We start from the raw sequence: 22,818 nt of genomic DNA on the forward strand, positions 1-22,818 counted from the left end.
TCTCAGGTTGGGCAGACTCTACATCACAGCGAGGGAACTTCCGGGGGGCAGGTCACAATATGCAGGAGATGAGATATCTTTTCTCACAACTCTCTACTACGGCAATTTGGAGCGCGAGAGAATTAGGGCCGCCCGGAAAGAACAAATGGAACGCCGCGAATGGAAGCAAATCGACAGGCTTGAGGCACTGCCTGAGTGGCTGACGAAGCGTAGTGAAGAAAAAGACGACTTTGAGTAACCTCACACATCCAACTCCTCCACAAACCTCGCATTCTCCTGGATGTACTGGAACCGCAACTCCGGCTTCTTGCCCATCAGGCGCTCCACCAGGTCGGAGGTGTCCCCCGGTTCGTCCTCGTCGATCGACACCCGGATCAGCTTGCGCGTCGCGGGGTTCATCGTGGTGTCCTTCAGATCCTTGGCGTCCATCTCGCCCAGCCCCTTGAAACGCTGGACGTCGATCTTGCCCTTTCCGCCCAGGCCCTTGGCGAGCCAAAGCTCCTTTTCGGCGTCGTCGGCGACGTACATCCGCCGCGCGCCTTGGGTCAGGCGGTAGAGGGGCGGGCAGGCGAGGTAGAGGTGGCCCTTGTCGATCAGGGGGCGCATCTGGGTGAAGAAGAAGGTCATCAGAAGCGAGGCGATATGCGCGCCGTCCACGTCGGCGTCGGTCATGATGATGATCTTTTCATACCGCAGGTCGTCGAGGCGGAACTTCGACCCCATGCCGGTCCCCAGCGCCTCGCAGATGTCGCGGATCTCGGCGTTCTCGGTCAGCTTGGAGGAGGCGGCGCCGAGGACGTTCAGCACCTTGCCGCGCAGGGGCAGGAGCGCCTGGAAGTTGCGGTCGCGCGCGCCCTTGGCGGAGCCGCCCGCGCTGTCGCCTTCGACGATGAAGAGTTCGGTGCCTTCGCGCGACTTGGCGGAGCAGTCGGTGAGTTTGCCGGGGAGGCGCAGCTTCTTGGTCGCGGTCTTGCGGGCGGTTTCCTTTTCCTCGCGCCGGCGCAGGCGTTCCTCGGCGCGCAGGACGAGGAAGTCGAGGATCGCTCCGGCCGATTTCGGGTCGGCGGCGAGCCAGGTGTCGAAATGGTCGCGGACGGCGTTTTCGACCCATTTCGTGGCTTCCTCGGTGGACAGCCGGTCCTTGGTCTGGCCGACGAAACTGGGTTCGCGGATGAAGATCGACAGCAGCGCGCAGCCCCCGGTCAGCAGGTCCTCGCGGGTGATCTGGTCGGCCTTGCGGTTCTTCACCCGCTCGCCATAGGCGCGGATGCCCTTCAGGATCGCGGCCCAGAAGCCTGCCTCATGCGTGCCGCCTTCCGGCGTGGGGACGGTGTTGCAGTAGGAGTGGAGCCAGCCGTCCTGGGCGGGCGTCCAGTTGATCGCCCATTCGACCGAGCCGGGGACGCCGTATTTCTCCTCGAACGAGACGCGGCCGGCGAAGGGGCGTTCGGAGTAGGTGGTGACCTTCTTGAGCGAGTCGTTCAGGAAGTCGGCGAGGCCGCCGGGGAAGTGGAAGGTCGCCTCCATCGGCGTGTCGCCGTCGGGGATGGCCGATTTCCAGCGGATCTCGACGCCCGAGAAGAGATAGGCCTTGGACCGCGTCATCTTGTAGAGGCGCGCGGGTTTCAGGGTCTGGTGGCCGAAGATGTCCGGGTCGGGGTGGAAGGTGACCCAGGTGCCGCGGCGGTTCTGGGTGGGGCCGAGCTTGCGGACCGGGCCTTGCGGGATGCCGCGCGAGAAGGATTGTTCGTAAAGCTCGCGGTCGCGGGCGACCTGGACCACCATCAGGTCGGAGAGCGCGTTCACGACCGAGGAGCCGACGCCGTTGAGGCCGCCCGAGGTGGAATAGGCCTTGTTGGAAAACTTGCCGCCGGCGTGGAGGGTGCAGAGGATGACCTCCAGGGCGCTTTTTCCGGGGAACTTGGGGTGGGGATCGACGGGGATGCCGCGGCCGTTGTCGCGGACGGTGACCGAGCCGTCGGCGTGCAGTTCGACCTCGATCCGGTTGGCGTGGCCCGCGACGGCCTCGTCCATCGCGTTGTCGAGGATTTCCGCGACCATGTGGTGCAACGCGCGTTCGTCGGTGCCGCCGATATACATGCCGGGGCGCTTGCGGACGGGTTCCAGGCCTTCGAGGACCTCGATCGAGGAGGCGTCGTAGGTGGTGGCGCCGGAGAGGAGGTCGTTCATGGATCACCTGTTCAAATGCGCAGGCATTAGAGCATCGAAGGGCATGGGGGCGCAAGATGTGGGGGCTGGTCGGGCCGGGGGGTGTGGCCTAGCTTAGCGCCAAAGCAGAAGGAGGATGGACGATGCGGGTGCTGTTCACGGGCGGATCGGGGAAGGCGGGGCGGCATGTGGTGCCTTACCTTGTGGCGCAGGGGCACAGGGTGCTGAACTTCGACCGGGTGCCGCTGGGGCTGGCAGGGGTGCATGACCTGATCGGCGACATCTGCGATGCGGGGCAGGTCTATTCGGCGATGCGGACCCATGCGGGCTATGACGAGATGGAGGACGGCGCGGCGAAGCTGTTCGACGCCGTGGTGCATTTCGCGGCCGTGCCCCGCTATGGCATGGTGCCGGACACCGAGACCTGGCGCGTCAACGTGGTGGGGACCTACAATGTGATCGAGGCCGCGCTGAAGATGGGCATCCGCAAGGTCATCATCGCGTCTTCCGAGACGACCTATGGCGTGTGTTTCAGCGATGGCGTGGTGGACCCCAAGGTCCTGCCGCTGGAAGAGGATTACGACATCGATCCGATGGACACCTACGGCACCTCGAAGAAGGTGAACGAGGTGACGGCGCGCAGCCTGCAGCGCCGCTTTGGCGCTGATGTCTATGCCTTGCGGATCGGCAACGTGATCGAGCCGCATGAATATGCCACGCTCTTCCCGCCACTGAGGGACGACCCGGGCCTGCGGCGGCGGATCACCTTCAGCTACATCGACGCGCGGGATCTGGGGCAGATCGTGGATCTGTGCCTGAAGAAGGACGGGCTTGGCTTTCAGGTGTTCAACGCGGTGAACGACGAGAACGCCGTGCCGCAGCCGAACTCGGAACTGCTGCCCCGGTTCTTCCCGAACGTGCCCCTGTCGCGGCCGGTGGGCGAGCGGGAGGGGCTTTTGTCCAACCGGAAGATCCGGGAAGTGCTGGGGTTCAAGGAAGAGCACAACTGGCAGAAGTATGTGAAATAGCCGGGCACAGCCTATCATTCGTCCGGGGGGGCGGTTGGCTTCGGCAGAATCAACCGCCAACTCCAGCTGGGAAAAGGGGAGGTGCAGGATGCGGAATGTCTTGCAGCAGCCGTTGAAGGCGGTCGCCATCGGGACTGTCCTTGCTGTTGGCCTGACGGTGTCGGTCGCGGCGGAGGAGCGGAAGGTGACCTACCTTTGCGACAAGGGCGCCACGATCGAGGTTGCCTTCGACGACGAGAGGGCGGTGCTGGTCCATGCCGGCCAGACCGTCGTGATGACCGCGCTGCCCACCGGGTCCGGGTATCTCTATACCGGCGGCGGGGCGGTCCTGCGCGGCAAGGAGCACGAGGCGACCTGGATCGACGCGCAGGGCGAGGTCCGGCAGTGCAGGGACGAGGTGCATGCCATGAGCCAGCCGCAGGTGGAGCCGCCGATGCTGACCATCGAGGGCACGAAATGGCGTCTGGTGCATTTCCAGTCGTCCGACGACGCGATCGGAACGGTGGTTCCGCCGCGACTGGAAAACTACTTGGCCGAGTTCAATACCAACGGCGAGCTGGCGATGCAGCTGGACTGCAACCGGCTGCGGGCAAGCTGGACCTCGGACCGGCTGGCGCCGGAAGGGGCCTCGCTGTCGATCTCGGCCGGGGCCATGACCCGGGCCTACTGTGGCGACGACGCCCTCGACGGCCAGATCGCCCGTGACCTGGAGAGGGTCCGGTCCTTCGTCATCCGCGACGGCAAGCTGTCGCTGGTGCTGGAGGCCGACAGCGGCATCTACCTGTGGGAGCCGGCCGCGCCCTGACCCGGCAGCGCGTTCGGGGCCTGGGTCAGGCCGGTTCCGCCATCCGCGCCGCCCACATCTTCTTGAACGCCGGGCGCGACTGGCAGGTTTCCAGCCAGGCCTTTACGGCGGGAAACTCGCCGAGCAGCGTCGGGTGGCCCTGTGCGTAGCGGAGGCATTCGGCGAGGTTCAGATCGGCCACGGTGAAGCGGTCACCCACCAGATAGGGATGCGCCGACAGATGCGACTCGAGCCGTTTCAGCGGGCGGCGGAGTTTCTCGGCATTGATCGCGATGGTGCCCTGGCCTTCGGGGGTCTTGTCGCCCCCGGCGCCCTGGACGTTCAGGATCTCCAGCGCCGGGGCCTCGATGGCGGTCACGGCCAGGAGCGTCCACTGGTCGATCAGCGCGGCCTCGGCCGGGGTCTGCGGCCCGAGCATCCCGCCCCGGGTGCGGGCGATGTGGTTGGTGATGGAGAGCGATTCCGTCAGCACCAGATCGCCTTCGACATAGGCGGGAATCTGGCCCTGCGGGTTCACCTTCAGGAAGGCGGGCGAGGCGGTATTCAGCGGTGCGTCCGGCGCGCTGGCCTGGGGCAGGCGGTAGGCCTGGATGACGGGGACGTGCTCGAAGGCCTCGTCCAGTTCGTAGAGTAGCCAGATCGGGCGCGAGGCGCGGCTGCGGAAGACGCCGTAGAGGGTGGGCATGGGGGACTCCATCGTATCCAGCGCCAGCCTAGGCGCTGTGGCGGGCAAGCAAAAGGGGCAAGGAAAGCAGGGCCGTCTTGATCCGTGTCAAGGCAAATTGTCGCAGACTGTGCCTGTCTTGTCCGATCATGTGCAAGGGAGGTGCCCCGTATGGATGACACTGCAACGATCCTGAAGCCCGCCGGGGATGCCGACCCGGTGGCCGAGGCGAAACCGCCGAAGGCCGAGCCGAGCCCGCTGCATCAGGCCTTCGAGTCCGGCCGTTATCCCTATGCCCGGCTGATGGGCCGCGCGCCCTACGAGGCCGAGAAGGCGCGACTTCAGGCCGAGCTTCTGAAGGTGCAGATCTGGGCGCAGGACACCGGGCAGAAGTTCGTGATCCTGATGGAGGGGCGCGACGCGGCCGGCAAGGGCGGCACGATCAAGCGGTTCATGGAGCATCTGAACCCCCGCTATGCCCGGGTCTGTGCGCTGACCAAGCCTTCCGATGTGGAGAAGGGCCAGTGGTTCTTCCAGCGCTACATCGCGCATCTGCCGACGGCGGGCGAAATGGTGTTCTACGACCGCAGCTGGTACAACCGCGCCGGGGTGGAGCGGGTGATGGGCTTCTGCACGCCCTCGGAATACCTGGAGTTCATGCGCCAGGCGCCGGAGTTCGAGCGCATGCTCGTCCGGTCGGGCATCCGGCTTTACAAGTACTGGTTCAGCGTGACGCGCGAGGAGCAGCTGGCCCGGTTCAAGGCGCGCGAGACCGATCCGCTGAAGATGTGGAAGCTCTCGCCGATCGACAAGGCGAGCCTCGACCGCTGGGACGATTACACCGAAGCCAAGGAGGCGATGTTCTTCTACACCGACACGGCGGACGCGCCCTGGGTGATCGTCAAGTCGAACGACAAGAAGCGGGCGCGGCTGAACTGCATGAAGCATTTCCTGTCCACCATCGACTATCCGAACAAGGATCCCGAAGTGGTGGGCACGCCCGATCCGCTGATCGTCGGCCGGGCGACGCAGGTTCTTGGCATGGGGCCGGCGATCTATGACGTGGCGACCCATCCGGCCATGCTGAAGCGCTGAGACGCGGATCGGCGCCGGGGGTGGCCCTCGCCTCTTGGCTCCGGCCCGTCCGGTGCTTACCTTGCCGGCCATGCTGCGCGCCGTCCTGTCTGCCCTCGTCCTGACATCCGCCCTGCCGGCCGGGCCGGCCGGGGCGCATCCGCATGTCTGGATCGACACCGGGATCGAGGTGATCCTGAACGACCGGAACGAGGCGGTCGCGCTGCGGATCCGCTGGACCTATGACGAGCTTTACTCGCTGTACATCGTCGGCGACATGGGGCTGGACGCGGACTGGGACGGCAAGCTGACGCCCGAGGAAGAGGCGCGGCTGTCCGGCTTCGACATGAAATGGGATGAGGGTTTTGCCGGCGACACCTTCGCTCTTCTGGGCGAGGCGGCGCTGGAGCTGTCGGGGCCGGAGGAGTTCGGCGCGAGCTATGACGGCAAGCGGATCACCTCGACCCATCTGCGGCGCCTTGCGGCCCCGGTGCCGGTGGGGCAGGTGCCGCTGATCGTGCAGGCCTATGATCCGGGCTATTACGTCGCCTATTCCATTCCCGAGCCGGCGGTGATCACCGGGGGCAGGGGCTGCACGGCGCAGACCTTCGTCCCCGACCTGACCGAGGCGCAGGCGGCGCTGATGGAGGCCCTGAAGGAATACACGCCGGATGTCGATGTCGAGGACGAGTTTCCGGCCGTGGGTGCCCAGTTCGCCGAGGAAGTGCGGGTGACATGCGCCGCGCCCTGATGCTGGCCGGGCTGGTCCTGGTGCTGGTGCTGGGGGCGCTCTGGGCCTCGGGCGCGCTTGGGGGGCTGGTGGCCTGGCTTGAAGCCGCGCAGCGGGCAGCGCAGGAGCGGCTGGCGGGCGCGATCCGGGCGCTGCGGGGGGGCGAGGCCGGGGCGCTGACGGCGTTCTGGGCGCTGTGCCTCGGCTATGGCGTGCTGCATGCGGCGGGGCCGGGGCATGGCAAGCTGGTGATCGGCGGCTATGGCCTGGCGCGGCGGGTGCCGGTGGCGCGACTTGCGGGGCTCGCTCTGGCCTCGAGCCTGGCGCAGGCGGCGGTGGCGGTGGCGCTGGTCTATGGGCTGGTGGCGCTGCTGGGGCTGGGCCGGCAGGCGGTCGAGGGCGCGGCGGAGCGCTGGGTGACGCCGGCGGGCCATGCGATGATCGCGGGGCTGGGCCTGTGGCTGGTCTGGCGCGGCGTGCAGGACCTGCGGCGGCAGGTGGCGGCGGGTGCCGATGCTCATGGCCACCAACACCAACACCATCACCATCATGACCACGACCACGACCACGACCACGGGCCGGGCTGCACCCATGCCCACGGGCCGACCGTCGAGGCGGTGGAGCGTGTCGCCTCGTTCCGAGACGGGCTGGCGCTGGTGGCGGGGATCGCGCTGCGACCCTGTTCGGGGGCGCTGTTCGTGCTGGTCCTGACCTGGCAGCTGGGGATCGCTTTGGCCGGGATCGTCGGCGCCTTCGTCATGGGCCTCGGGACGGCGCTGGTGACGGTCGGGGCGGCGGTGCTGTCGGTCTGGGCGCGCGAGGGGGCGTTCCTTGGCCTCGGCCTCGGCACCGGGCGCCTGGCGCGGGCCTTGCCGGTGGTGGAGCTGGCGGTCGGCGCGGCGATCGCGGCGGCGGCGCTGGGACTTCTGGCCGGCAGCCTCTGACGCCGCGCCGCGGCGGAAACCCTGCCTTGTGCCTGCCGGACGGCGCGGATAAGCCTGCGCCATGGCTATACGGTTGTCCAATTCGGCCCATGCGCGGGAGACGCTCGCGCTGGGCCTGCCCCTGATCGGCTCGCATCTGGCGCAGATGGCGCTGCATGTGACCGATACGGTCATGGTCGGCTGGTATGGGGTGGTGGCGCTGGCCGCGGTGGTGCTGCGGGCCTCGTCCTTCTTCATCGTCTTCGTCGTGGGATCGGGCTTTGCCAAGGCGGTGATGCCGATGGTCGCCGCCGCGCTGGGCCGCGAGGACGAGACGCAGGTCCGGCGCGACACGCGGATGGGGATCTGGCTGTCCATCGCCTTCGGCCTCGTGGTCTATCCGGTGTTCTGGTGGTCCGAGCCGATCCTGCGGGCGCTGGGGCAGGATCCGGAGGTGTCGGCCATCGCGCAGGACTACATGCGCATCGCGGGGCTGGGGATGGTGCCGGCACTGGTGGTGACGGTGCTGCAGAGCTATCTGTCGGCGCTGCACCGGACGCAGGTTGTCCTCTGGGTCACGCTGGCGGCGGTTGCGGTCAACATCGCGGTCAACTGGGCGCTGATCTTCGGCAACTGGGGTTTCCCCGAGATGGGCGCGCGCGGGGCGGCGGTGGCGACGCTGGTGGTGCAGGTCGTCTCTCTGGTGGCGCTGGCGCTTTACGCGCATTTCCTGCCGGCGCTGCGCCGGTTCCACCTGTTCCAGCGCTTCTGGCGGCCGGACTGGCCGGCGATGCGGCAGGTGTGGCGGCTGGGGCTGCCCATCGGGCTGACGGGGCTGGCCGAGGGCGGGCTGTTCCAGGCCTCGGCTCTGATGATGGGCTGGATCGGCACGGTGGAACTGGCCGCGCATGGCATCGCGCTGGAGGTGGCGGCGCTGACCTTCATGCTGCATGTCGGACTGTCCAGCGCCGCGACGATCCGGGTCGCGCGGTTCGACGGGCAGGGCGAGCGGGCAGAGCTGCGCCGGGCAGCGAAGGTGGCGGTGGTGATCTCCCTGGGCGTGGCGCTGGCCTCGATCCTCCTGTTCCTGTCTGCACCCCGGCCGATCGTCGCGCTGTTCCTGGACCTGACGAAGCCGGAAAGCGCGGCGATCCTCGCCTACGGCACGGTGCTTCTGGGGGTGGCGGCACTGTTCCAGCTGGCCGACGGGATGCAGGTCATGGCGCTGGGCCTCTTGCGCGGGGTGCAGGACACGCGGGTGCCGATGGGTCTGGCGGCGGTCAGCTACTGGTTGATCGGCATCCCGTGCAGCTATGTGCTGGCCTTCCCGCTGGGCCTCGGCGGGGTCGGGCTGTGGCTCGGGCTGGTCGTGGGTCTGGTCTGCGCCGCGGCGAGCCTGATGTGGCGGTTCTGGCGGCTGGCCCGGTAGCGCTCGTCGGCGACTTCGTCCCTCCTCGCCGGTCCCGCGACGAGGCGATGCAATCGCACGAGGAGCCTCAGCGCCAGAGCGGCGCGAGGCTGGCGAAGCGGCCCTGCGCCTTCGACAGCAGCCGGTTGAGCCGCCCCGGATGCGGGATCGCGCCCGAGGCCAGCCGCTCCAGCGCCACTTCGGGTGGGCAGGGGCGGCGGGCGACCGGATCCCAGTAGCGCGGATAGGCGATCAGCGCGGCATGGGCGAGCTGCACCAGATCGGGCCGCGCCGTCCGCCGCGCCGGCACCGGGCCGAGGTCGCGCGTCAGTCCCCAGCCGGCATAGAAGGGCGCGCCGAGGCAGGTGACGGAGAGGCCGCGGATCAGCGCCTCGAAGCCGAGAAGCGAGGTCATGGTCCAGACCTCCCCCACCTCGGCCAGAAGCGCCACCGGATCCGCCCCGGAGGCCACGACATCGGCGAGACCGTCGAGGTCGGCGGGCGCGATGGCGCCGGCGCGCAGGCCCGCCTCGACATCCGGGTGCGGCTTGTAGATCAGCACCGCGTCCGGGTGCGCCTGCCGCACCGCGCGCAGAAGCGCGAGGTTCGTCCGCACCGCGCCCGCCCCCTTGCCGATCGAGGCGTCGTCCTCCACCTGCCCCGGCACGAGGATCCGGCGGCCCGGAGGCAGGGCAGGGGTCGCGCCGCCGAGGTTGTATTTCGACAGGCCCCCCGCGCGCAGGCGGTCGAGGAGAGCCTCGGCCCGGCGGCGCTGCGTGGGGGTGAGCGGCGTGGCGATCAGCGCCTCGAGACGCGAGGGGCGGGTCGGGTCGTAGTAGATGCCGAGATCGTCCGTCACCAGCGACAGGGGCGGCACCAGTTCCGCGCCAAGCCCGCGCGAGCGCAGGAAGCCGTCCTCGACCCGGCGGCAGGGCGCGGCGGGGGTGAAGCCTTCCGGTTCCTTCCCCGCCCAGACCAGAAGGCCGCGCCCGGTGGCCGTGGCCAGCCGGTCCGCCGCCACGGGATCGTCGCGAAAGCGCAGCGACCGCGTGCCGCCGAAAACCGCCTGCAACCGGGGCCGCTTCCACAGCCGCATCCCCGCCGCGACATGGCCCCGGCGATCCTCGCGGAAGGCGCGGGCCTCGGCGGCAAGCTGGTGGATCACCTCTTCCAGCCCGCAGAGCCGGTCGCGGCAGGGGTCGTACCAGAGCGGCGCCAGCAGCATCGCGCCGGCGAACAGCTCTTCGCGCGTCAGGCGGCGGGTGCGGCGCGGGATCGGCTGTTCGTCCCGGCTGAGGCCCCAGCCGGCATAGAAGGGCTGGCCGAAGATCCGGGGGCAGTGGCCGTGCAGGATCGCCTCGAACCCCATCTGCGAGGTGACGGCATAGACCTCGGCCGCCCCCGCGAGCAGCCGGTGCGCCGAGACCGGCGCGGTCAGGAGCGTGACGCGGCGCTCGGCATCGGCCGGGCCGAAATGGCCGGGACGCAGGCCGGCGGCGGTCTCGGGATGGCTGCGGATCACGATGCGGCGGTCGGGATGGTCGCGCAGGGCGGCCGCGAGCATGTTGCGGAAGGTCGCGGCCGTGGCGCCGCCAAGACGGATCGAGGCGTCGCCGGCGCTCTGGTCGATCACCAGGACATAGCCGGGGTCGGGTGCGGCGAGATCGGAGTCATAATTGTTGTATTTTGATAGATTGCTTTCAAAAATACAGTCAATTAGAGCGCTTACTTCATTCAGAATGTTCGGATTGTGAAAATCCGTCGAGGCGAGGATCCGCTCCATCCGCGAGGGGGCGCGGCTGTCGAAATGCACGCCCTCGGGGTCGACCAGGTAACCCGCAGCCGGTTCGCCCCGCGCCCGGCCGGGGTGGATCGAGCGGAGGAAGGCGTCCTCGACCCGGATCAGCGGCAGGCCGCGCCGGGCGGCAAGCGCCTCGCCGCGCCAGGCGGTGGGACTTGCGCCCCAGACCAGGACGCCCTCGCCGGGGCGGGGCAGGCCGAAGCGCAGCTCGTGGCCGGCAAGCTGCAGGACCCGGTGCAGCCGGGCATTGCGCAGGATCGACAGGTTCTGATGCACCAGAACGCGCGGCACCCCGGCCAGCGCCGGATGCGCCTCTGGCCCTGCGAACAGGGCGGGATCAGTCGCCGGTATCGCCGACGCTGGCAAGGCTGGTCGCGGCCGAGGTGCTGCCGGTGATTGCACCGAGCGTCTTCTGCCACTGCACGAAGGGGGCCTCGGTGACATAGAGCGTGTCGCCGTCGCGGATCTGGAAGTCGCGGGCCTCGAACAGGCCGGTGGGTTCGGTCAGGTCCAGCACATAGACGATGCGCTGGTCGCCGATCAGGTCGTTGCGGCCCAGGACGGCGCGGGCGATCTCCTCGCTTTCGTCGCGCAGGATGAAGACGCCCTTGGGGTCGGCGGCCATGGTGGACAGCCCGCCCACAGTTGCGATGGCTTCGAGGGCGGACATCGATTCGGATTCGAACGGCACCAGGCTTTGTGCGCCGGTCGCCCCGAGCGCGATGAACTTGCGGCCGTCCTTCTCGATGTTGATCTTGTCGCCCGGGCGCAGCGCGATGTCGAGCGCGGGGTTCTCGTAGAGATCCTTGAGCCAGATCTTGCCGGTATGCTTGCCGCGCGTCACCCGCACGATGGCGATCGCGGGGTCGATCGTGACGCCGCCGGCCTTGGCCAGCATGGTGGCCAGCGTCCGGGTCGAAGCCTCGATCGGATAGACGCCGTTCAGCCCGGCCTGGCCCGAGATCGACACCGTCGCGCCTTCGCCCGCCACCCGCGAGACGCTGACCTGCGGGTCGGGCGTCTGGTTTTCCAGCTTGCGGGTGATCGCCTGGCGGAGGCCCTCGGGCGTCTGGCCCGCCGCCTTGATGCGCCCGGCATAGGGGATGTAGATGTAGCCCTGCCCATCGACCTGGACATCCGTCAGGCCCGAGACGCGCTGGCCTGTATTGCCCAGAAGCGGGTCGTCCTTGACGTTTTCGTAGACCGTCACGTTGATCGTGTCGCCCGGCGAGATCATGTCCGAGGCGACGACACCGGCGTTGCGGAAGCTCTGGCTGAAACCGAAGACCGGTTGCGCCGAGGTGGCGCGCGTCACCGCGGGCGTGACGCGGACAACATGCGCATTTCCCTGCTTGTCCACCGCGCCGGCGAGGATCTCGCGCTTGTTGGGGCCCGAGCGGGGCAGACCGCAGGAGGCCACCAGAACAATCGCCGCAAGCAGCGCAAGCGCCCTTGCCGTGTGCGACACACCAACCTTCACCTGACTGTCCCCTGGCTTCGAGCAGCTTTCTTGCGGCGTAACCTAGCGAAGCCCGTTCACCAAGGCCAGTGCGGAATCAGCGGACGAGCCGCAACTGCTGCCGCGGGCCTGCCGTGCCCTGCAACAGCGACTGGTAGGGGTCTTCCGGCGACAGCATCAGGTCGACAACCTGCCGCAAGAGCCGCCGCCGCCCCCGCGCCGAGTAGAACCCGCCGACCAGTTGCGAGGTCTCCAGCAGGAAATGGCGGTAGTCGCGATAGGCGCGGGTATCCGGCCGGTCCGGTGCGGCGAAGAACTCTGCCAGCGGCTGGGACGAGACGAATTCCGGCTTGGCATAGACCGCCGCCCCGAAGGTGCGCAACGGCAGGCCGCGCCAGAGCGCCTGCTGCCCGGCCGTGGAATTCACCGTCACCGCCGAGCGCGCATCGTTCAGAAGCTGCGCGAGCTTGCCGCCGCGGACGAAATGCACCCGGCCCCTCACGCCGTGCAGCCGCGCAAGCCTGCGGATCTCCGGCAGGAGCGGCACGCGCCCGTCCTCCAGCGGGTGGGCCTTGAAGACCAGGTGGTGATGGCCGGGCGCGCCTTTTGCGAAGCCTGCGATCACCTCGGCCAGGAAGTCGGTCATGCTGGCGAAGGGGGAATGGGCCCGGAAGCTCGCGTCGTGTTCGAGTTGCAGGATCGCCAGGTGATAGGGAAAGCCGCCGTTGCGGATCCGCCGGGTGGCGATGCGTCGTTCGATGCGATGGACCGGCATCATCAGGAAGCGGCGCAGGTAGAGCCGGAATTCCTGGCCCACGGTCAGCGCGCGGTGCGGACGGAAATTCCGGTAGGCGCGGAAGCCGGCCGCGACGCAGCCGTGGTAGAGCGCACCCCAGAACATGTGCTGGCGCATGTCGCCCCATGTTGCGGGCACCTCGGGCAGGTCGAGATCGACGCGCGCCAGCGCGCCCCGCATCTCCTCGACCGTCAGGTCCATCAGCCGCGAATGGCCGTTCGATCCGTTACGTTCGTAGGTGACCCAGTAGGGGCGCAGGTAGCCTTCCTCGAACACATGCACGGTGATGCCGCGCGCCCTGGCCAGCCGGATCGCCTGGGCATGGATCGGTCGGGTGTCGCCGTAGAGCACCAGATCGGTGACGCCGAGGTCCGTCATCAGGCGGTCGCAGGTTTCCGGCCAGCAGTCCTGCGGGTCGTGGAAGGCGATGTAGCCGGGGCCAGGCCAGAAGACCCGGTCGCCAAGGTTGAAGCCCACGCGCGTCACCCGCGCCCCGGTGCGGCGCAGGTGCTGGCCCAGGCGGTGGAACCAGGGACCGTGCGGGCCTTGCAGCAAGAGGAAGTGGCGGGAGGCGGGGGGCAAGTCGGGCCTTGTGTTCCGTCGGGTCATGCAGCGGTCGTCGGGACAGCCTGCCCCGGAAAGGATGAAAAGCGGGTGAGGGATGATGGCCCCAACCGGCCGAGGCTTGCAAGCGGCGAGGGCGGGCTTTACCTCGGAACGGCAGGTCGGGATCCAGGGAAGGCGGGGTGCAGTCATGTTTACCGGAATTGTCACCGATGTGGGGCGGATCATCGACACCAGGGTCGCGGGAGACCTGCGCGCGCGCATTGCCACGCATTATGATGTCGGCGGCATCGATATCGGCGCATCCATCGCCTGCGACGGGGTCTGCCTGACGGTTGTCGCGCTGGGCAGCGAACCGGAGGGCTGGTTCGACGTGGAGATTTCGGCCGAGACGGTGTCGAAGACGAATCTGGGCAACTGGCGCCCGGGCAAGCGGGTGAACCTGGAGCGGGCGCTGAAGGTCGGGGACGAGCTGGGCGGGCATATCGTGTCGGGCCATGTCGACGGACTGGCCGAGGTCGTGGGGGTCCGGCCCGAGGGCGGGTCGCTCCGGGTGACATTCCGCGCGCCGGAGGCGTTGGCGAAGTTCATCGCGCCGAAGGGGTCGGTGGCGCTGAACGGGACGAGCCTGACGGTGAACGAGGTCTCGGGGGCGGAGTTCGGGGTGAACCTGATCCCGCACACGCAGGAGGTGACGACCTGGGGCGAGGTGGCCGTGGGCGACCGGGTGAACCTGGAGGTCGACACGATGGCCCGCTACGTGGCGCGGCTGCGCGAGTATGACTGACGGCGCGCTTTTGGCTGGCCCCGGGGGATTTCACATCCCCCGGACCCCCTGTGGAGTATTTGCCAAAGGGCAAGCGCAGATTCTGGTCGAATTGTCTGGAGTTTCTGTTGGGCGAGATCGGGCATAACGGCGGGCCTTCGATGGAGGCCGGGGTCAGCTGGCGGCGGCACTGCTGGTCCTCGGCGCGGGAGGCCTTGTTGCCCACGCTGCCCGTCGAGGTGGTGCGGACGCGGGTTCGCCGGGCGCAGGCCTTGGGACTGGATTACCGGACCTATGCCGGGGTGCGGGCGGCTACGGGGCATGATGTGGTGGCGTTCCTGTTTTCGTCCAATGCCTTGCGGGTCACGCTCGTCAACCCGGCCATGCCCGAGGCGCGAGCGGTGAAGCTGGCGGAGGTCGCTTGCGAGCGGTTCGCGCTGGCGGTGGCGCCGCTGACGCCCGGGATGGTGGCGGCGGCCAATCCGGTGCTGGATGGGGTTTCGCCTGCTCCTTATGCGCTGGCGGGGTTCGGCGAGATGCGGGATCGGGTGCGGGCGGCTTTGCGCAAGTTGCCCTCGGATCAGGTGATCCTGGTGGGCGACCTGGGGCTGGAGCGCGACTGGTGTGCGGCGGGGCGGCTGGCGGGGTATCTGCCGGCAGAGCGGTACTTCGGGTGAGGCGGGTCGGGGATGTTGTCCTTTCCGTACTGCAATGGCTCCTCATGCTGTGGGGCGTGGCGCTGATCGTGATTTCGCTTGTCGAGTACAACTTTCAGGCGGAGTTGCAGCAAGGGCTTACGGTGTCAGGCTTGGAAAGCGCTCTATACGCTCCGCCAATCCGTTTGCGCCTCGTTCAGGGCGTTACGACGGGTCTGGTTGCGATGGGACTGAGTGCCGCGCTGTTCTACCTTGGCCGCCTGTACCTCTCGCGCCGGAAATGAAAAACGGCGGCCCCTTGGGACCGCCGTTTCGCATTCCATGACCCCGAAAGATCAGGCCGCGCGGCCGACGAGGACCGAGTCCACCTGCTTCGCTGCGCCCGCCTCATCGACGCCCGAGACAGCCGCGACTTCGCGGGTCAGGCGTTCAAGGGCGGCCTCGTAGAGTTGACGTTCGGAATAGGACTGCTCGCGCTGGTCGTCGGCGCGGTGCAGGTCGCGGACCACCTCGGCGATCGAGAGCAGGTCGCCGGAATTGATCTTCTGTTCGTATTCCTGGGCGCGGCGCGACCACATCGCGCGCTTGACCTTGGCCTTGCCCTTCAGCGTGTCGAGCGCCTTGGTCACGACATCGGGGGCCGACAGGGGGCGCATGCCGATGTCGATGGCCTTGTGGGTCGGCACCCGCAGGGTCATCTTGTCCTTCTCGAAGGAGATGACAAAAAGCTCCAGCTGAATCCCGGCGATCTGCTGTTCCTCGATGGAAATGATCTTGCCGACGCCATGCGCCGGGTAGACCACGAAATCGTTCGGACGGAATTCAGGCTTCTTCGACTTGGTCATTCATGCTTCCCCAGAAAGGATGCCCTCTGCCCGCAACAAACGCCCCGCGCGCCCTGAACCCCTCGTTCAGGCGTGTGGAGCTGATTGTCACAACAGATTCTGGCCCAGGCGATGTGCTCTAAGCCGGCGTCAGGCGTCCATGCTTGCTTTGTAAAGAAATCATAACACAAACATCGCCCGATTCCAACTGCCGCGACTCACGGGTGGGTTGGGATAACACGTTGAATCCATGCAACTTTGCGCGTCGTAACCGATTCGTGGTCACAGTTGTGCCCGAATCGGGCCCAGGCTCAGCCGCCCGTGCCGGGGGCTTCCGAGAAGTATTTCTCGCGCTTGTTCTTCTCGCCGTCGCGTTCCTGGTAGCCGGGGAGCGGGTCCTTCTTGGTCACGATCACCGGCCATTGCACGGCGTATTTCCGGTTGAAGGCGACCCATTCCTCCATGTCCGGCTCGGTGTCCGGGCGGATAGCGTCGGCTGGGCATTCCGGTTCGCAGACGCCGCAGTCGATGCATTCGTCGGGGTGGATGACGAGCATGTTCTCGCCTTCGTAGAAGCAGTCGACCGGGCAGACCTCGACGCAGTCGGTGTATTTGCAGGCGATGCAGTTGTCGATGACGACATAGGTCATGGGCGGGCCCCGGAGCGGATGGTCTGCATGCCAGTTAGAGCAGGCGGCCGGATCATTCAAGCGGGTCCGGCGCCGCGGAGGGTTCGAGATCGAGATAGAGCGCCTGCGCCTCGGTCGCGGGGCCGCGGCGCAGCCCCAGCGCAAGGATGCGGACCACTCGGATGCGGCCGCCCTGCGGGAAGGTCAGGGTGTCGCCCGCGCTGATGTCGCGGCCGGGGCGGCTGACACGGGTGCCGTTGACGCGGACCGATCCGGCCTCGATCACGGCGGCGGCGAGGCTGCGCGACTTGAAGAAGCGCGCCTGCCAGAGCCATTTGTCCAGCCGCAGTTTCGCAGCGGCGTCCGGGTCGGGTCTGCCCGAGGGCCCGGCCAATCAGACCTTGCCCTTGAGCGCGAGCAGCGCCGCGAAGGGGTTGTCGGGGTCGATGGGCTTTTCCTGCCGGGGCGGGCGGGCCTCGTAGGATTTCTGCCGCTCCTCGCGCGGGGGCTTGGCCCCCTTGCCATGGGGACGGTCGCCCTTGGGTCGGTCGTGCCTGGGCCGGTCGCCCTTGGGCCTGTCGCCTTGCGGACGATCGCCGTGCGGACGGTCGCCGCGCGGGGCGCGGGCTTCGCCCTCCTTCCGCTCGGGGCGGGGGCCGCGTTCGCCGCCGCGTTCGGGGCGCTGGTGGCGGGGCTTCGGCGCCCAGGTGAAGGTGTAGAACACCTCCATCTCGGGCGTGGCTGCCGTCTCGGGCTCGGGCGCGGGTTCGGGGGCGAGGATCGAGACCTCTTCCGGGATCGGCACGCCGGCGGCGATGGCGGCGGCGGCTTCCTCGGAGATCTCGGGGGCCTTCGGTGCCACGGCGGCCTTGACCTTCGGGCGTTCGCCCTTTTCGCCCTTGTAGCCCAGCCCCGCCATCAGGTCGGCGAACTGGTCCAGTGTCATGCCGGTGATCGACAGCATGTCGGGCGTGGCCTCGAAGCCCGCGCGGCTGTCCTTCTGGCGCAGGATGTCGGCGAGCCGTTCCAGCATGTCGATGCGGATCGCGCGGCTGCCGGCCGGGTGATAACCCGCGAGCGTGTAATGGCTTTTCGGCACCTCGGGCACGTTCGGGATGGTGACGAGGCCGGGCGGCGGCGATTCGGGGAATTCCTGCAACCCGTTCCAGAGCGACCAGAGCACCAGCCGCAGGCGCGTCGGCGAGGGTTTCAGCAGCGCGGGCAGGAAGATGGTGAACTGGCCGAAGCGGACGCCGTGCTTGCGCAAGGCACCCCGGGCCTCCTGGTCCAGTTCCTTCACCTCGGCGGCGACCTGGTCGCGGGGGAGGACGCCCATCGCCTCGGACAGCCGGAACGCGAAGCCGCGAGCAAGGCCGGTGAGGGATTCGTCGCGCGCCATGGCGAGCAGGGGCTCGAACTGCGCCGCGACCTTGCGGTCGATGAAATGCTGCAACCGGCGGCGGACCTTTTCGGCGACCTCCGGTCCCGCTTCCTCGTCCACGAATGCCTCGACGGCGGGCTTGGCGGGCTCGGACCCCTTGACCAGCTTGCCCACCGCAGAGGTGCCCCACATCAGGCCGCCCTGTTCGGTGAAATCAAGCTCGGTATCCGGCGCGTTGTAGAAGCGGTCGGCGCGCAGGTGGAATTCGGGCTTCAAGGCCTGGAGCGCGGCCTGCGCAAGGGTGCGGGCGGCATCGGGCGTGGCGCTGGCATCCTGCTTGAAGCGGAAGCCTTCCAGTTTCCCGGCATATTCGCCTTCGACCGTCACTTCGCCCTTGTCGTTCACTTCGGCCACCAGAGCCTCCTTCTGCTTCAACCGGCGGAGCAGAACGGATGTCCGCCGGTCGACAAATCGTTGGGTCAGCGCCGCATGCAGGGCATCCGACAGGCGGTCTTCTACCGCGCGCGTTTCCTCGCGCCAATGGCTTTCGTCTTCGACCCAGTTTTTCCGCTGGGTGACGTAGGTCCAGGTGCGGATATAGGCCAATCTGCGCGACAAGGTGTCGATGTCGCCTTCGGTCTTGTCGATGCGCCGGATCGCGGTCGCGAGCCAGTCCGAGGGGATGCGCCCGCCGCCGAGGCCGCGGCCGACCAGGAATTCGAAGATCCGGGTCAGGAGCGTGGTGTGTTCGGGGCCGGTGGAGGAGCGGAAGTCGGGGATGCGACAGACATCCCACAAAAGCTGGACGCGCTTGGGTTCGGTCAGGCGGTCCTGCACTTCGGGCAGGGTGGAGAGCGCCTTCAGCGCCAGCAAGTCGTCGGCATCCCGCGCACGGGTCAGCCAGTCGTTGTGCGTGGGTTCCTCGAGGCTGCGGATCAGCCGTTCGGCGCTGCCGAAGTCGAGCGATTCGTTGCGCCAGTGCAGCTTGCGGACGGGCTGGAAGCGGTGGGTCTCGATCGCCTCGACCGTCTCTTCGTCGAAGGGGCGGACCTCGCCGGTGACGCCGAAGGTGCCGTCCTCGGTGTGCCGTCCGGCGCGGCCGGCGATCTGGGCCAGTTCCTGGGGATAGAGGCCGCGCATCCGGCGGCCGTCGAATTTCGCGGTTGCCGAGAAGGCGACATGCTTGATGTCGAGGTTCAGCCCCATGCCGATGGCATCGGTGGCCACAAGGTAATCCACGTCGCCGTTCTGGTAGAGCGCGACCTGCGCGTTGCGGGTGCGGGGGGAGAGGGCGCCCATGACCACGGCGCAGCCGCCCTTCTGGCGTCGGATCAGCTCGGCGATGGCATAGACGTTTTCCACCGAGAACCCGACGATGGCCGAACGCGGCGGCATCCGGCTGATCTTCTTCGACCCGGCATAGCGCAGGGTGGACATCCGGTCGCGCTTCAGGAAGGTCACATGCGGCACCAGCGCCGCGATTGCGCCCCGCATGGTGTCGGAGCCGAGGAACAGCGTCTCGTTCAGCCCCCGCGCGCGCAGCAGCCGGTCGGTGAAGACATGGCCCCGGTCGGCATCGGCGCAAAGCTGGATCTCGTCCACCGCGACGAAATCGGCGCCGATTTCCAGCGGCATCGCCTCGGTCGTGCAGACCCAGTATTGCGTGCGGTCCGGGACGATGCGTTCCTCGCCGGTGACCAGCGCCACGACCGAGGGGCCGACGCGGGCGACGATCCGGTCATAGACCTCGCGCGCAAGCAGACGCAGCGGCAGGCCGATGACGCCGGTGCGGTGCGCCAGCATCCGCTCGATCGCGTGATGGGTCTTGCCGGTGTTCGTCGGCCCGAGGACCGCCGTCACCCGCCGGGTGGCGTCCATGGCTTAAAGCTCCTGACCCTCGGCTGCCTTTTGCAGGCGTTCGACCGCCTCGGTCGCGCCCTCGAGATGGGGGTGGATGGCAAGGGCCGCACGATAGGCCGCCAGCGCCTGTTCCGGCTTGCCGGTTTCCTCCAGGATCATCGCCAGGCCGGACAGCGCCCCGAAATGCCTTGGGTTCAGCGTCAGGACCCGGGCGATGTCGGCGACCGAGGGGCCGAATTCGCCGGCCATGTAATAGGCGGTGGCCCGCGCGTTCCAGGCCTCGGCAAAGGCCGGGTCGTGGTCGATCACGGCGGTGAAATGCTCGATGGCGGCGGGATAGTCGCCCATTTCCATCGCGTCCTTGCCGCGTTGCAGCAGGAGGTCCAGCGCCGGAGACCCGGATTTCGACCATTCGAGCCAGATTTCCCGCTCGATCCGGCCGGCTTCGCCCGCCTCGGCGGTCTTGAGCCGTTCGAACAGACCGTCCAGCTTGGCCGCATCCTGGGCCTGAGCGAGGGCGCAGGTCAGGAAAAGCGGCAGAAGTGCCGCAACGATACGATTGAGAATGGTGGCCTGGATGCCCATAACGGGAAAGTAACCGATCCGCGCCGGATTGCCAGTGGCGCCGGGGTCACGAAGGAGAGACGAATGAGCGAAATGATCGATGCGGCCGTCAAGGCGCTGTCCGCCAAGGTTTCGGGTGGCTTCGACGGCGTGGCCAAGTTCGTGATCCCCGGCGAAGGGGCGATCATGCTGGACGGGCAGGGTGTGCGCGCCGGCGACGAGGAGGCCGACGTGACGCTGACCGCCGAGGCGGACGTGTTCCGCGCGATCCTCGACGGCGAGATGAACCCGACCATGGCCTTCATGACCGGCAAGCTGTCGGTCGATGGCAGCATGGGGCTGGCGATGAAGCTGGGCTCGGTCCTGGGATGAGACAGGAGGCCGCCCTGCCCGCGCCGTTCCACGCCGGGGTGGCCGATGCGCCGCCCGGAGTGGTGGCGGTCTGGGTGCAGGCGGGGGCGGCGCGGATCCGGCTCGCCTCGTGGAAGGCGGGGGAGAAGGGCACGGTGCTGCTGCTGCCCGGCCGGACGGAATGCATCGAGAAATACGGCCGCGCCGCCGGGGATCTGGTGGCGCGCGGCTTTTCGGTCATCACCATCGACTGGCGCGGGCAGGGGTTGGCCGACCGGGCGCTGCCCGACCGGCTGATGGGCCATGTGGGCGATTTCGCGGAATACCAGCAGGACCTGGATGCCATGCTGGCCGAGGCCGCCCGGCTGGACCTGCCGCGGCCCTGGTACATGGTGGCGCATTCCATGGGCGGCTGCATCGGCCTGCGCGGGCTGATGCGCGGGCTGCCGGTCGCGGCGGCGGTCTTCTCCGCGCCGATGTGGGGGATCGCGATGACCCCCTGGCAGAAACCGCTCGCGGCGGTGGTCTCGTCGGTCGCGCGGCCCCTGGGGCTGAACGCGCGCTATGCACCCTCGACCGGGCCGGCGGTTTACCTCACCACGGCACCCTTTGCGGGCAACGTGCTGACGACCGACCGCGAGATGTGGGACTACATGCGCCGGCAGGTCGTCGAGGTGCCGGAGCTGGCGCTGGCCGGGCCCTCCATCGGCTGGGTCTCGGCCGCGCTGGCCGAATGTGCCGCGCTGGCGGCGCTGCCGGCGCCGCGGGTGCCGGCAGTCTGCGCGCTGGGCACCGCCGAGAAGGTGGTGGCCGTGGCGCCGGTGCATCTGCGGATGGCGGGCTGGGCGCGGGGCGAGCTGGACCTCTATCCGGGCGCCGAGCACGAGATCATGATGGAAGGCCCGGCCGTGCGGAAGCGGTTCTTCGACCGGGCCGCCGCGCTGTTCGAGGCGACCCGGGGCTAGGCGCGCGGCTCATCCCTCCCTTGCGGTCGGTCTTCGCGGGGCGGCGAAGAGCGACCGCAGGGAAGCGATGAGCGGTGCCGGGCGCTAACGGGCGTCGAGCTTGCGCTCGATCTCGGCCAGGCGGGCCAGCACCTTTTCCTCGAAGGCATGGGTTTCCTCCCGTGTCTCCTCGGAGGCCGCCTCCTGCATCGAGTTCACGATCAGACCCACGATCAGGTTCATCACCGCGAAGGTGGTCATCAGGATGAAGGGCACGAAGAAGGCCCAGGCGTAGGGGTAGACCTCCATCACCGGTCGGACGATGCCCATGGACCAGCTTTCCAGCGTCATGATCTGGAAGAGCGAATAGGCGCTGGCGCCGAGGCTGCCGAACCAGTCGGGGAAGCTGGCGGCAAAAAGCTTGGTCGCGATCACGGCGGCGATGTAGTAGATCAGCAGGATCAGCAGGAACACCGACCCCATCCCCGGCAGCGCGCGGCCGAGGCCGTTCACCACGCGGCGTAGCGATGGCACGACCGAGACGATGCGAAGCACCCGCAGGATGCGCAGCGCGCGCAGGACCGAAAGGCCCCCGGCCGCAGGGATCAGGGAAATACCGACGATCACGAAATCGAACAGGTTCCAGCCCGACCGGAAGAAGCGCAAACCTTGTGCGTAAAGCCGCGCCGCGAGTTCCGCCACGAAGATCGCGAGGCAGGCCCGGTCGATGGTGACAAGCGCCGTGCCGGCCCGCTCCATCACCGCCGGGAAGGTCTCCAGCCCCAGGGTGACAGCATTGATGAGGATGACGGCGATCAGGAAGCGGGCGATGGCGGGGCGGTCGAGAAAGGCGGCGACTGCGGCGCGGCTGGACATGTCGATTCCGGGATTGTTGCGACTGAGCGCGGATATGGGGAATCCTGCCCGGCGATGCCAGAGCCCGGCGCGCGCCTTGGCGACGTGTTCAGTTCATCGGGCGGACGAACTCCATGCTGCGCCCACCCGGACCGGTCAGCTTGAGGCCGAGGATGCCCTCGGTCCGCGCCTCGGTCATGGCCGAGAGCGCCTCCAGAAACCGGGCCTCTTCCTTCATGTCGGGGCAGGCCATGCGGGTGACGGCGACGCCCTTCAGCACGAAGGCCGGCAGCACCCCCTCGTAGCTTCCCGTCCAGCGGTTGCAGGGCGCCTCGCCGAAGGCACGCCCGGGTTCGGAGAAGTCGATCGTGCCGCGCGCGCCGAAGGGCTTGCCGTCGATCGCGACGATCCGCCACTGCGGGGCGAGGTATTCGGGCGGCACGGTGCCGTTCCCCGAGGCCGTCGCGGTGCAGGCGGCAAGCAGGGCAGCGGCGGCCAGGGATCTGCGGGGGGCGGACATGGGGCACCTCATGCGATTGTTCCCGCAGTTTGCGTGGCCGCCGCTGC

The 22,818-nt window shown here is 68.2% G+C and carries 24 protein-coding genes; 12 read left to right on the forward strand and 12 right to left on the reverse strand.

The window, feature by feature from the left end; genetic code table 11:
• Nucleotides 1-238 (forward strand): hypothetical protein (locus FL625_RS18415; RefSeq protein ID WP_235019433.1); only part of this gene is annotated, 238 nt, incomplete at its 5' end.
• Between the two features lie 2 nt (nt 239-240).
• Here FL625_RS18415 and parE read toward each other — a convergent pair.
• Nucleotides 241-2,190, reverse strand: a complete 1,950-nt coding sequence (gene parE, locus FL625_RS14750) for a DNA topoisomerase IV subunit B (protein ID WP_149589442.1) — start codon at nt 2,188-2,190, stop codon at nt 241-243.
• Between the two features lie 122 nt (nt 2,191-2,312).
• On the opposite strand from parE, the gene FL625_RS14755 reads away from it, so the two are divergent.
• Complete coding sequence (locus FL625_RS14755; protein ID WP_149589443.1) at nt 2,313-3,197, forward strand: NAD-dependent epimerase/dehydratase family protein; 885 nt, start codon at nt 2,313-2,315, stop codon at nt 3,195-3,197.
• An 88-nt stretch (nt 3,198-3,285) separates the two neighbouring features.
• The gene (locus FL625_RS14760) at nt 3,286-4,002 is read left to right on the forward strand and encodes an META domain-containing protein (RefSeq protein WP_149589444.1); all 717 of its coding nucleotides are present in this window, start codon (nt 3,286-3,288) and stop codon (nt 4,000-4,002) included.
• 25 nt (nt 4,003-4,027) lie between these two features.
• Here FL625_RS14760 and FL625_RS14765 read toward each other — a convergent pair whose 3' ends face one another.
• Nucleotides 4,028-4,687 (reverse strand): glutathione S-transferase family protein, encoded by a 660-nt coding sequence (locus FL625_RS14765; RefSeq protein ID WP_149589445.1) that lies wholly within the window; start codon nt 4,685-4,687, stop codon nt 4,028-4,030.
• A 150-nt stretch (nt 4,688-4,837) separates the two neighbouring features.
• On the opposite strand from FL625_RS14765, the gene ppk2 reads away from it, so the two are divergent.
• The 4 genes from ppk2 (at nt 4,838) to FL625_RS14785 (ending at nt 8,822) form a co-directional block, all read left to right on the forward strand.
• Nucleotides 4,838-5,761 carry a polyphosphate kinase 2 gene (gene ppk2, locus FL625_RS14770; protein ID WP_149589446.1) on the forward strand — a complete coding sequence of 308 codons (924 nt, stop codon included), beginning with the start codon at nt 4,838-4,840 and terminating at the stop codon, nt 5,759-5,761.
• Between the two features lie 70 nt (nt 5,762-5,831).
• Nucleotides 5,832-6,491, forward strand: coding sequence for a DUF1007 family protein (locus FL625_RS14775; protein WP_149589447.1), 660 nt, complete (start codon nt 5,832-5,834; stop codon nt 6,489-6,491).
• Nucleotides 6,476-7,414 (forward strand): nickel/cobalt transporter, encoded by a 939-nt coding sequence (locus FL625_RS14780; protein ID WP_149589448.1) that lies wholly within the window; start codon nt 6,476-6,478, stop codon nt 7,412-7,414. Before FL625_RS14775 ends, FL625_RS14780 begins: the two co-directional genes overlap by 16 nt.
• A gap of 61 nt (nt 7,415-7,475) precedes the next feature.
• Entirely contained in the window at nt 7,476-8,822 is a 1,347-nt protein-coding gene (locus FL625_RS14785) for an MATE family efflux transporter (protein WP_149589449.1), read from the forward strand.
• Between the two features lie 67 nt (nt 8,823-8,889).
• Here FL625_RS14785 and FL625_RS14790 read toward each other — a convergent pair whose 3' ends face one another.
• The 3 genes from FL625_RS14790 to FL625_RS14800 all read right to left on the reverse strand — a co-directional run bounded on the left by FL625_RS14790 (nt 8,890) and on the right by FL625_RS14800 (nt 13,466).
• On the reverse strand, nt 8,890-10,893 hold the full coding sequence (locus FL625_RS14790; RefSeq protein ID WP_235019434.1) for a capsule polysaccharide biogenesis protein: 2,004 nt from the start codon (nt 10,891-10,893) through the stop codon (nt 8,890-8,892).
• 46 nt (nt 10,894-10,939) lie between these two features.
• Nucleotides 10,940-12,082: a polysaccharide biosynthesis/export family protein gene (locus tag FL625_RS14795; protein ID WP_235019437.1), complete on the reverse strand. Its 1,143-nt coding sequence runs from the start codon at nt 12,080-12,082 to the stop codon at nt 10,940-10,942.
• A 76-nt stretch (nt 12,083-12,158) separates the two neighbouring features.
• Complete coding sequence (locus FL625_RS14800; protein ID WP_149589451.1) at nt 12,159-13,466, reverse strand: capsule polysaccharide biogenesis protein; 1,308 nt, start codon at nt 13,464-13,466, stop codon at nt 12,159-12,161.
• Between the two features lie 145 nt (nt 13,467-13,611).
• Here FL625_RS14800 and FL625_RS14805 point away from each other — a divergent pair, with 145 nt between their 5' ends.
• The 3 genes from FL625_RS14805 to FL625_RS14815 all read left to right on the forward strand — a co-directional run bounded on the left by FL625_RS14805 (nt 13,612) and on the right by FL625_RS14815 (nt 15,127).
• Nucleotides 13,612-14,208: a riboflavin synthase gene (locus FL625_RS14805; protein WP_149589452.1), complete on the forward strand. Its 597-nt coding sequence runs from the start codon at nt 13,612-13,614 to the stop codon at nt 14,206-14,208.
• A gap of 140 nt (nt 14,209-14,348) precedes the next feature.
• Nucleotides 14,349-14,864, forward strand: coding sequence for a hypothetical protein (locus tag FL625_RS14810; RefSeq protein WP_200833958.1), 516 nt, complete (start codon nt 14,349-14,351; stop codon nt 14,862-14,864).
• 56 nt (nt 14,865-14,920) lie between these two features.
• Nucleotides 14,921-15,127: a hypothetical protein gene (locus tag FL625_RS14815; protein ID WP_149589453.1), complete on the forward strand. Its 207-nt coding sequence runs from the start codon at nt 14,921-14,923 to the stop codon at nt 15,125-15,127.
• Between the two features lie 51 nt (nt 15,128-15,178).
• On the opposite strand, the gene FL625_RS14820 is transcribed toward FL625_RS14815, so the two are convergent.
• The 5 genes from FL625_RS14820 to FL625_RS14840 form a co-directional block, all read right to left on the reverse strand.
• Entirely contained in the window at nt 15,179-15,688 is a 510-nt protein-coding gene (locus tag FL625_RS14820; RefSeq protein WP_149589454.1) for a CarD family transcriptional regulator, read from the reverse strand.
• A gap of 290 nt (nt 15,689-15,978) precedes the next feature.
• Nucleotides 15,979-16,317 (reverse strand): ferredoxin FdxA, encoded by a 339-nt coding sequence (fdxA, locus tag FL625_RS14825; protein ID WP_149589455.1) that lies wholly within the window; start codon nt 16,315-16,317, stop codon nt 15,979-15,981.
• Between the two features lie 52 nt (nt 16,318-16,369).
• Complete coding sequence (locus tag FL625_RS14830; RefSeq protein ID WP_149589456.1) at nt 16,370-16,690, reverse strand: RNA-binding S4 domain-containing protein; 321 nt, start codon at nt 16,688-16,690, stop codon at nt 16,370-16,372.
• Nucleotides 16,691-19,555 carry a helicase-related protein gene (locus tag FL625_RS14835; RefSeq protein WP_149589457.1) on the reverse strand — a complete coding sequence of 955 codons (2,865 nt, stop codon included), beginning with the start codon at nt 19,553-19,555 and terminating at the stop codon, nt 16,691-16,693.
• Nucleotides 19,556-19,558: 3 nt separating this feature from the next.
• Nucleotides 19,559-20,122: a tetratricopeptide repeat protein gene (locus FL625_RS14840; RefSeq protein WP_149589458.1), complete on the reverse strand. Its 564-nt coding sequence runs from the start codon at nt 20,120-20,122 to the stop codon at nt 19,559-19,561.
• A 63-nt stretch (nt 20,123-20,185) separates the two neighbouring features.
• On the opposite strand from FL625_RS14840, the gene FL625_RS14845 reads away from it, so the two are divergent.
• Entirely contained in the window at nt 20,186-20,473 is a 288-nt protein-coding gene (locus tag FL625_RS14845) for an SCP2 sterol-binding domain-containing protein (protein WP_149589459.1), read from the forward strand.
• Complete coding sequence (locus FL625_RS14850; RefSeq protein ID WP_149589460.1) at nt 20,470-21,417, forward strand: alpha/beta fold hydrolase; 948 nt, start codon at nt 20,470-20,472, stop codon at nt 21,415-21,417. The genes FL625_RS14845 and FL625_RS14850 overlap by 4 nt, the downstream gene beginning before the upstream one ends.
• Before the next feature lie 84 nt (nt 21,418-21,501).
• Here the strand turns inward: FL625_RS14850 and FL625_RS14855 are convergent, their stop codons facing one another.
• The gene (locus FL625_RS14855) at nt 21,502-22,272 is read right to left on the reverse strand and encodes an ion transporter (RefSeq protein ID WP_149589461.1); all 771 of its coding nucleotides are present in this window, start codon (nt 22,270-22,272) and stop codon (nt 21,502-21,504) included.
• Between the two features lie 88 nt (nt 22,273-22,360).
• The gene (locus tag FL625_RS14860) at nt 22,361-22,771 is read right to left on the reverse strand and encodes an META domain-containing protein (RefSeq protein ID WP_160147793.1); all 411 of its coding nucleotides are present in this window, start codon (nt 22,769-22,771) and stop codon (nt 22,361-22,363) included.
• Nucleotides 22,772-22,818 lie beyond the last annotated feature (47 nt).

Origin of the sequence: Tabrizicola flagellatus, from assembly GCF_008271465.1 — a bacterium.
GTDB lineage: Bacteria > Pseudomonadota > Alphaproteobacteria > Rhodobacterales > Rhodobacteraceae > Tabrizicola > Tabrizicola flagellata.

Coding starts and splice junctions, on each gene's coding strand:
- ppk2 (WP_149589446.1), top strand. CDS start 4,838: ATGGATGACACTGCAACGATCCTGAAGCCCGCCGGGGATGCCGACCCG.
- FL625_RS14800 (WP_149589451.1), bottom strand. CDS start 13,466: ATGACCCGACGGAACACAAGGCCCGACTTGCCCCCCGCCTCCCGCCAC.
- FL625_RS14810 (WP_200833958.1), top strand. CDS start 14,349: ATGGAGGCCGGGGTCAGCTGGCGGCGGCACTGCTGGTCCTCGGCGCGG.
- FL625_RS14805 (WP_149589452.1), top strand. CDS start 13,612: ATGTTTACCGGAATTGTCACCGATGTGGGGCGGATCATCGACACCAGG.
- FL625_RS14780 (WP_149589448.1), top strand. CDS start 6,476: ATGCGCCGCGCCCTGATGCTGGCCGGGCTGGTCCTGGTGCTGGTGCTG.
- FL625_RS14855 (WP_149589461.1), bottom strand. CDS start 22,272: ATGTCCAGCCGCGCCGCAGTCGCCGCCTTTCTCGACCGCCCCGCCATC.
- FL625_RS14840 (WP_149589458.1), bottom strand. CDS start 20,122: ATGGGCATCCAGGCCACCATTCTCAATCGTATCGTTGCGGCACTTCTG.
- FL625_RS14760 (WP_149589444.1), top strand. CDS start 3,286: ATGCGGAATGTCTTGCAGCAGCCGTTGAAGGCGGTCGCCATCGGGACT.
- FL625_RS14755 (WP_149589443.1), top strand. CDS start 2,313: ATGCGGGTGCTGTTCACGGGCGGATCGGGGAAGGCGGGGCGGCATGTG.
- FL625_RS14820 (WP_149589454.1), bottom strand. CDS start 15,688: ATGACCAAGTCGAAGAAGCCTGAATTCCGTCCGAACGATTTCGTGGTC.
- fdxA (WP_149589455.1), bottom strand. CDS start 16,317: ATGACCTATGTCGTCATCGACAACTGCATCGCCTGCAAATACACCGAC.
- FL625_RS14835 (WP_149589457.1), bottom strand. CDS start 19,555: ATGGACGCCACCCGGCGGGTGACGGCGGTCCTCGGGCCGACGAACACC.
- FL625_RS14775 (WP_149589447.1), top strand. CDS start 5,832: ATGCTGCGCGCCGTCCTGTCTGCCCTCGTCCTGACATCCGCCCTGCCG.
- parE (WP_149589442.1), bottom strand. CDS start 2,190: ATGAACGACCTCCTCTCCGGCGCCACCACCTACGACGCCTCCTCGATC.
- FL625_RS14845 (WP_149589459.1), top strand. CDS start 20,186: ATGAGCGAAATGATCGATGCGGCCGTCAAGGCGCTGTCCGCCAAGGTT.
- FL625_RS14850 (WP_149589460.1), top strand. CDS start 20,470: ATGAGACAGGAGGCCGCCCTGCCCGCGCCGTTCCACGCCGGGGTGGCC.
- FL625_RS14860 (WP_160147793.1), bottom strand. CDS start 22,771: ATGTCCGCCCCCCGCAGATCCCTGGCCGCCGCTGCCCTGCTTGCCGCC.
- FL625_RS14765 (WP_149589445.1), bottom strand. CDS start 4,687: ATGCCCACCCTCTACGGCGTCTTCCGCAGCCGCGCCTCGCGCCCGATC.
- FL625_RS14785 (WP_149589449.1), top strand. CDS start 7,476: ATGGCTATACGGTTGTCCAATTCGGCCCATGCGCGGGAGACGCTCGCG.